The sequence below is a fragment of the Ferruginibacter sp. genome (assembly GCF_031430955.1).
Lineage (GTDB): Bacteria > Bacteroidota > Bacteroidia > Chitinophagales > Chitinophagaceae > Ferruginibacter.
Genome location: NZ_JANPCM010000132.1, coordinates 1 through 8,723, shown reverse-complemented (window position 1 = coordinate 8,723; position 8,723 = coordinate 1). Strand labels below are relative to the sequence as shown.

General features: G+C 36.3%; 7 protein-coding genes. All 7 read right to left on the bottom strand.

The window, feature by feature from the left end; all coding sequences use genetic code 11:
• On the bottom strand, window positions 1-257 hold a 257-nt coding region (locus ACY65O_RS03590), incomplete at its 3' end, for a hypothetical protein (protein ID WP_462219481.1).
• A 41-nt stretch (window positions 258-298) separates the two neighbouring features.
• On the bottom strand, window positions 299-853 hold the full coding sequence (locus ACY65O_RS03585) for a cupin domain-containing protein (protein ID WP_462219480.1): 555 nt from the start codon (window positions 851-853) through the stop codon (window positions 299-301).
• Window positions 854-1,394: 541 nt separating this feature from the next.
• Window positions 1,395-2,441: an oxygen-dependent tRNA uridine(34) hydroxylase TrhO gene (gene trhO / locus ACY65O_RS03580; RefSeq protein WP_462219479.1), complete on the bottom strand. Its 1,047-nt coding sequence runs from the start codon at window positions 2,439-2,441 to the stop codon at window positions 1,395-1,397.
• A 118-nt stretch (window positions 2,442-2,559) separates the two neighbouring features.
• Window positions 2,560-5,115 carry a DUF5686 and carboxypeptidase regulatory-like domain-containing protein gene (locus ACY65O_RS03575; protein ID WP_462219478.1) on the bottom strand — a complete coding sequence of 852 codons (2,556 nt, stop codon included), beginning with the start codon at window positions 5,113-5,115 and terminating at the stop codon, window positions 2,560-2,562.
• A 16-nt stretch (window positions 5,116-5,131) separates the two neighbouring features.
• Window positions 5,132-5,473, bottom strand: coding sequence for a hypothetical protein (locus ACY65O_RS03570; protein WP_462219477.1), 342 nt, complete (start codon window positions 5,471-5,473; stop codon window positions 5,132-5,134).
• Window positions 5,474-5,496: 23 nt separating this feature from the next.
• Window positions 5,497-5,844, bottom strand: coding sequence for a hypothetical protein (locus ACY65O_RS03565; RefSeq protein WP_462219476.1), 348 nt, complete (start codon window positions 5,842-5,844; stop codon window positions 5,497-5,499).
• A gap of 51 nt (window positions 5,845-5,895) precedes the next feature.
• Window positions 5,896-8,352 (bottom strand): penicillin acylase family protein, encoded by a 2,457-nt coding sequence (locus ACY65O_RS03560; RefSeq protein ID WP_462219475.1) that lies wholly within the window; start codon window positions 8,350-8,352, stop codon window positions 5,896-5,898.
• Window positions 8,353-8,723 lie beyond the last annotated feature (371 nt).

The following is an 8,723-nucleotide window of genomic DNA, read 5'->3' as shown; positions in this document are numbered from 1 at the left end:
TTTTTACCAATGCTGCGGTTGGTAACTTCGCTAAACTGGCCGTACAACACTACCGGAATATTTTTTACTATTCGTCCTGAATTTTTATACTCTGCCATTTCGGTATCAAAAGGATAAAATGCCAGGCAATGCTCGGGCCGTGGCGGGTAGGCTTTTACGGGAACGGACTCGCCATGGGCAAAACTGAGGTGCACAATGCGGTAGAGTTGCACAAACTCCTGCACATCGGGGGCGGGTATAAAATCTTTTAGTAACAAAATAAAGTATACTGTATTTAAAAGTTAAGTTACCAATTAAATTACAAACTCAGTGGCGGACCCATTAGTTTCATGCCGTGTGCGGTATGAAATTTTTCCAGCTCTTCCGCCGAAGGCCTTTCTTTTAAATTATTCATGAGCGTAAAAAACTCTTCCATTTTACCTGCAGGTTGTAAAAAATAAATCAACTTTCCTTTATCGGTGAGCTGTATCCAGGTATGCGGAATATTGCGGGGTAGAAAAATCGTTTGTCCGGGTTTTAAATGATGTGTGGCCTCCCCCACCACAAAACGGTATTCGCCTTCCAGCACCGTAAAAATTTCGTCCTGGTATAAATGCAGGTGTAATGCCGGGCCTACTTTTGCAAGGCCGGTATATTCAAAAACAGACAACTGCCCATTGGTGTCTTTGGATGATATTTTTAAATCGTTGGGGTGTACGCCTAAAAATTTTATGGTATCGCCAAAACGGGATTGGCCGGCAGCTACCACAAAGGGTTCTTTACCGGCATCAAGATTATTTTGAAACTTATTTTTTGAAAATGCGATGGCGGGCAATGCCAGGAATGAGTTTACTAAAAATTGTTTACGTTTCATAATTGTAAAATTTTGAAACGTAAAGATGAGATGGGAAGAAGATTCGTTAGTGGTAAAAAAGAGACATTTTTAAATGGTGATTCCAGCGGGGTTTTCACAGCATTTGCCAATAAGTTAAAAACTATTTCGGTGAAACCCTGCTGAATAAAAGCTGCTTAACCATCAATGCTGGTACTCCCGACAATAAAGAAGGATGGCGGTAAGTAATTTAAAGATATCACCACAGCGGGGTTGCACAGTTACTGTTTATTACCTTAAGATTTTATTAGTGTGCAAACCCCACTGGAACGGAATTTACAAAAAAATTAAAAACTATTTCTTTCCGTTCCAGCGGGGTTTGCACAGCATTAGCTAATAATTTAAAAACTATTTCGGTGAAACCCTGCTGAATAAAAGCTGCTTAACCATCATGCTGTTACTCCCGGCAACCAAGGATGGCGGTAAATAATTTAAAGATATTACCACAGCGGGGTTGCACTGTTACTGTTTATTACTTTAAAATTTTATTAGTGTGCAAACCCCGCTGGAACGGAGAGAATAACTATTTCTTATTCATTTCATCTAATCTTGGCCGCAATTTTTTTTTACTTTTATTAAAAACCATCATGCCTTTATCAAAGCCTTTTCGTAATTCTTTTTGCTCTTCTGCCGGTAAGTTATAAACGGTTTGGCATTCGGTACTGCAGCAACCATCGTATTTTGTGGCGCATGTACTGCATTGTATAAATAGCAAATGGCAGCCATCATTTTTGCAATTGGTATGTGTATCGGCGGGTTGGCCGCACTGGTGGCATAGGGCAATTATATCTTCAGTTATCCGCTCCCCCAGCCTGTCGTCGAAAACAAAATTTTTACCCATAAATTTTCCGTGCAAATTATTTTCTTTTGCTTCCTTAACATAATTTATAATGCCACCCTGCAAATGAAATACATTTTTAAAACCATTGTGCAGCATGTAAGCACTGGCTTTTTCGCAGCGGATGCCACCTGTGCAATACATAATGATGTTCTGTTCTTTTTTATCCTGCATCATTTGCAAAGCCATAGGTAATTGCTCCCGGAATGTATCACTTGGAATTTCTATCGCTTTTTCAAAATGGCCCACTTCGTATTCGTAATGGTTACGCATATCTATCACTACAGTATTCTCATCTTTTAAAAGCTCGTTCATTTGTAAAGCATTTACATAATTCCCTTTTTTTGCCATGCTGAAGTTGGGATCTGTAATGCCGTCGGCTACAATTTTTTCTCTTACTTTAATCTTTAAAACCCAAAAACTTTTACCATCGTCATCCACTGCAATATTTAATCTTATACCATTAAGCGGTTCGATAGAATTCAAATAATTTTTTAATGCTTCGAAATTATTTTCAGGCACACTTATTTGTGCATTAATGCCTTCGTGTGCAATGTAAATGCGGCCAAAAACTTTTATTTCGTTTAAGGCTTTGTACAACTCATCTCTAAACTGTTTGGGGTCTGTTACTGTAAAATACTGGTAAAACGAAATGGTGGTGCGGTGCTCCGTTTCCTGGTACAATAATTTTTTAAGTTCCGCCTGCGAAATGCGGTTGTGTAATACTGCCATAGTTTTTTAATTTGATCCGGTTAAGGAAATCTTTACATATGGTCTGACGTCCCGTCTGACCATGTGTGCTGGATTGGATGCTTGCAGGCAAACCAAATTTATTTTACAAAGATAAATATTATAAACTTATAGAAAGGCTCCTGTTTCGTCCGCTTCCACCGGTACGTACACCTCCGCCAATAACACCACCAAAACCAATACGAATACCGGTTAATCCTTTATTGCCATTGGCATATGCTGCAACAAAATCTACCCGTAAAATTTTAAAAATATTTTCCAGGCCAATAAAACCTTCAGCATAATTATTTTTATTATTTACATAAAAAGCGTTGCTGCCGGCAACCAAATTCCAGTTTAATCTTTTAAACAAAGGAATTTTATTGGTAAGTAACCCATTAAAATGGTGTTCGATATGGCCTATGGAATAAAATTTTGCTGTTGTACTGTTGGCATAATATTTTGCCAGTTGAAAACTGTTTACATATTCGCTGGCAGCAGTGGAACGGTTGCCATTAAAATGCTGGTAATCCTGTATTAAAACTTTTTTGTTATTTAAAAATCCGCCAATACCTATTTTATATTTTATGGTTCCTGCCAGTTTTAAATTTTTATCATCACTGATGCTGAATTTCCATTTGTCAAAATTTACATCACTGCCAAAAATATTTTCAATGCCTTTGGTATAATTAAAACTGAAAGTGGGATATTTTGACCCTACAGGCATTTTGTTATTAGGGAATTGAATATACTGCTGCCCGGGTTTTATGCTTACATCAAAACTTATTATAACTGCCTGGTGTGGTGTAAACTGCTGTGCAATTTTTTCGTATGGATAATTGGGCGTAATATTTACTGAATCTTTTTTTATTAAAGTAAAATTGGCAGTATTCTCCAATGGTACCCTGTCTTCGTACAAAGTATTTATTGCCAGCCTTAAACCACTCTCATATCTTTTTGTAAAACCAACACTCCCAAAATAATTTTCATAAGTCTTCATAAAATTATCGCCCCAAATTAAAGTATTGATAGTGTTGTTTAATGGTGTTATAGTGCTTTCGTTATTAAACTGGCTAACCCTTTTACCACCGGAAAGTGACCAGCTCTGGCGTTTTATCTTTTTATCAGTGCTTAAATCCCTTGTATTAAAATCAATATCGGCCCAGGCATTTAAGTGTGTATTGTTAAACCCATAGCGTATGTGCGGCTGTACCGAAAAATTGGACCTTAATTTTTTAAGATAACGGTTATAATAAAAGTTAGCTGTGGCAACCACTCCTTCTGCTGTGTTATATTCTAAACTTTTTATCAATGATTCAATTCCCCAAGTGGTGATATTGGTTTTGGTATAATGTTTACGGTCGATTCCTTTCCAAAAAATATCCAATGGTTTTAACTTGCCTTGCTTTTTATTTAAGGAATCAACTGAGCGTTTGCTGAGTAAGGAATCTTTTTCCAATTGAAAAATACTGTCTTTAACCTGGTAATCTTTTTTCTCCTCGGCTTCCAGCGGCACAGGGCGTATAGTATCCCAATAGGCTGCAGATTTTTTATTTACGGCTGTATCGTACTTAATAATAATTTTATCAAAGTATTTTTTAGCGTACACTGGATTGATGTTGTAGCTGGAATAAACATTTACAAAATTGCCAATCGCATCAATACCAAACTGTTTAAAATTAAAATGCAGCAATTGATTTTTTACCCGTAAAATATCGTTTTTAACCGGCACATAAATTTGTGTTATTTGCAGGGTGTCGATAATTTCCAGCTGAGAGGTTTTAGTAAGCGTTAGATCGCAGCTGTGTATCCGCCAGTCGCCTTCGGTAATAAAAATAATACCCGAAAACAAAGGCTCGTAATTGCGGCGTGGTATAACCAAAATTTTGTTGATCTCTTTTCCATCTTCAAAAAAACTGCCCAGGAATTTAAATTTATAAAAGCCAATAGCACCATCGGCAATGGGAGAAATAAAACCACGTGGATTAAATTTTTCGGTAAATACTTTTACGTTGTTGGTATAAAAACTTATAAAAGTAGGAAAGGTAAATCCAAATCCACCACTGCCGCTTACCCTGCTGCTAAGCACTTCCATTTTAAATTTATCGGGTTGCTGCGTATGTACTTTAGCTACCGACTCCGATAAATAAATTATTCCTTTACCGGTAGAATCCAGGCCAATACTTTTTCTGTCTTCCTCAGGAATTTTTCTGCCCATTATTTTTTTTGGCAGCATCCGCAATTTCATAATATCTTTTGTATACAGGTCGCATTCAAATGCATTAACTTCTTTGTTATAAAAACTTCTTTTTTTAATGGCCTGGCGTATGATGGCGTAAGCCGGATCTTCGCCACCGCTTTTTATAATTATTTCTTTTAAATCTAATTTTTGTTCGGTGAGAATAAAAGTCACTTCTTCATCAACAGTATTTATCACAACAGTTTTTTCCTGCCGGGTAAAACCAATATGCTGACAAACCACCGTATAACTGCCCGGCGAAAGATTGAAAGAAAATTTTGCTTTATTATTGGCGCTTGCACCAATTGAGGTACCTTTTATTGTAACAGAAGCGTAGGGGAGTAAATCGCCTTTATCATTAAATACAGTGCCATAAATTTTTTGTGCTGAGGAGTGCAGAGAAGCGATTATAAAAAAAACAAGTAACAGTTTCTTCATAAATTGGTTTTCGTTATTACGAAATTAACGGTGTATTTGTTACTGAAACACTAAAGTTGCTGTAAGCTGCAACATAAGGGTCTTCATTTAATTCAACAGGATCAGCAATTGCCAGTAAAAATTGGGTATCATTTTTAAAGTAAACTAAAAATACATAGAGCCAGTCATTTCTTTCAGGTAAATTCTTAACGTTTTTCAAACCCTTCAGTGCTTCAATATTTTTAAGTAAAAATTTATTTTTTACTCTGAAAATATTTATTTCTGACAAATCCAATGTTACAATTTCATCACATTTAAGTATGGATTCATTTTCAAAAACTTTATCAGCACTAAGAATTTTACGAAGGTAATCGTTCAATATTTTTTAAGTATTAAGAGTAATCAATTTTTTGTCTTCCTTAAAAAACTGCCACACAACGCAGCAAAACCAGCCACCAATGCCCCAATAAAAGCTGTAGCAAAAATTAAATAATATGGATTATCAGCTTTGATAATTAATGTAGAAATTTTATGAGCCAGTAAATGTTCGTTATTGCTGCTTATCCAAAAACTTAAACCACCCCATAATAAAAGCAACGCTAAAAAACCTGTGCTAAAAGCTTTACCCGGATTTTGCGGAATTAAAACTGCTATGATAAATGCAGCAAAAGCAATACTCCACCAGGGTAAATAAAGGCAGGCGGCAAAACTTAATAAAGCAGTTAATACAAGGGAGATAAAAAATTTCATATAATTAGTTATTGATTTTTTAGGTGAATGGTCAATTGTGAATTGTGAATACTAATTTTTACTAAAACTAATTGTTCCTGTTACACGTTTATCTTTCTCCTCTCCTTTTGTCATCATCCAAAGCGTATAATATTTTCCTGCTGCCCACTCATCAATAAAATTATCGTAGTACTTACTGCCGGGGTTACCGCTTTGTCCGCCGGGGTAAACGCCATACGCTTCGGTTTGTTTTGTAAGACTGATCACCATGCGCCAGCTGGGGCCATGTGTTTCTTTTGTAGCATTAATATTATGTACGCCGCCGCCAACAGGTAAATTTATTCTGCTGAATGATGGCAGCTTTGCCAAATGATCTACATGTGTTGCTTTGTATTTTTCCCAGTTTAACTTTCCTTCAATTTCTGCCTTTTTTAATTCCAGTGTAGCTTTTTTAATTGCTGTTGTTATATCATCGGCCATAGTTTCAATTTGTGGTGTGGTAACATCATCTAAAAATTTATAGGCAGAATCTTTTAACACGCCTTCCAGTAAACTGCTTTCAAATGGATGCATAACTACTTTTGGCGCTTTTATAAACTCATCATCAATAACAGTATGCTGAAAATTATTCCACAACAATTCAAACACTGTTGCACCCTGCGATCCCACATCATTTCTAAAATTCCAGTTCTTTAAAAGATCAAGATATTTTTTTTCATCGCTGTTCAATTCATTTTCTTTTATATTTTTTAAAAACAAAGGCATCAGCATTGCGGCCGGTGCATTGTAATTATCTGTTTGCAAAGCCATCATGTCCTGTGGAGTGATATTACTCATCGCAGTTAACCGTTTATTAATTTCGTAACCGCGGTATAAGGGATAATTTCTTCCCAAATAATAAGGATAAGTTTCATCAACAGGTTTTTGGTTAGCACTGCTTATAAAACCTCTTAGGGGATTGTATTGAAAAGGCACTTCATCCTGCGGAATCATACCCTGCCATAAATAGCTGGTATCCGTTCCCGGCATTACATAATCTCCCTGACCTTTCCATTTTGCAGGCCAGTCGCCCTGCGTACGTAAGGCAATGTCGCCATTCTTACAGGCAAAAGCACAGTTTTGTCCAGGTGTATGCAGGTTAGTTACCGCAGCAGAATAATCAGCATAATTTTTTGCATGATTCAGCATGTTAAAAATTTTGAGTTCGTTGCTGGGGTCGTGTGCTGTCCATCTTACTGCATAATTTTTATTGTTAGTGGTTCTGTTGCCACTGTACGTTTTATCAAACATTACGGGGCACCAGTTGCTGCCCAATTGCACATACGCAACTGAATCTATAAAATTTGGTTTTCCTTTTATTTTAATGGTATCAATCCTGAATTTTGTGGTATGATAAGTACCGTTAAACAAATATTCCTTACGGGTATCATCTTTAAATTGTACTTCGTAATAATCCCTTACATCTCTTCCGCCATTAGTAAAACCAAATGCACAACTATCATTATAACCAATAACAACACCCGGTGCGCCGGGGAAAGAAACGCCATAAGCATTAAATGACGGCGTAGAAATTTGCACTTCGTACCAAAGCGACGGAAGATTTAAACCTAAATGTGGATCGTTGCATAAAATGGGTGCACCACTTTTTGTTTTTGCACCACTTACTGCCCAGTTGTTGCTGCCATTATCCCTGTCGGGTTTTTCACTTTCGCTTACAGCAATATCTTTTGTATTTAAATAAACCGAATCAATATTTACTGGTGCTTTCGGAAATATTTTTTGTACCGGAAATGGTGTGCCTTTTGGAATTATCGGATCTAAAGAATCCTGCACAGCTGGAAATAATTTTAAAAAATCATCGGTACTAAAAAAACTTTTTGCATTGGTCATTTCAATATCGTCTTCATGCCCGGCTAAATCGTAACTCATGTATTTTAAAAACAAAGAAGTTTTTAAGTTGCTCCACTGCTCAGGTTTATAGCCGATCAATTTATATTCTAAAGGCAAACTGCTTTCAGTTAAGGAAGATATGTATGCATTTACACCGGCTGTATAGGCATCACATTCTGCCTTTATAACCGGATCTTTATCGGCTTCTTTTTCTGCAATTTCTGCTGCATATACCATTCCTAATCTTCTAAATTCCCTGTCGTGGTTTAATCCTTTTTCTCCCAAAATTTCACTTGCTCTTCCGGCTGCTGCAAAAGTTTGTAATTCCATTTGCCATAACCTGAATTTTGCATGCAAAAAACCCTGAACAAAATAAGCGTCGTTTTCTTCATCGGCAAAAATGTGCGGCACCAGGCGGTCGTCTAAATACACATTTACCTTACCCTTTAAAGCAGGAAATTTCAGATCAGTTGTAAAATCTTTATTAGCATTTTCGGCATTTTGCCAAAACCCATGCTGGGGGCTGAAAAAACTTCCGAATGCCGGTGCTTCTTTACCTCCTATGGTTAATCTTGTATTTAAAGCAACTACCAACCCTGTTGTAATTACAGCGGTAATAATGAATGGAGCAATCCTCATAAATTAGTTTTAATGCACTGTAAATTAATGAAAATAATTTAGCAATGGAAAATACCTGAAGTAACTGTTTAGCTGAAGATAAAATGGAAAATTGTGCAATAATTTCCCCGAATTTAAAACAGTGGGTTTGTTTAAGCCAATAATATCTTAAAAGAAGGCAAGTAAAATTATTTTTTTAGAAAAATGAGTCCAAAACAGCATTGTAGCATAAATTTTGTTTTACCGTTATTATATTTTGAAATAAAAATAACAGTTATGAAAAAAAATCTTTTTTATGCACTATCGTGTTTAACTATAACACTATTTGCAATATCCTGCAGTAAAAGTGATACAACAGTTGCAGCCAATACACCCGAAGGCAATTGGGTAGG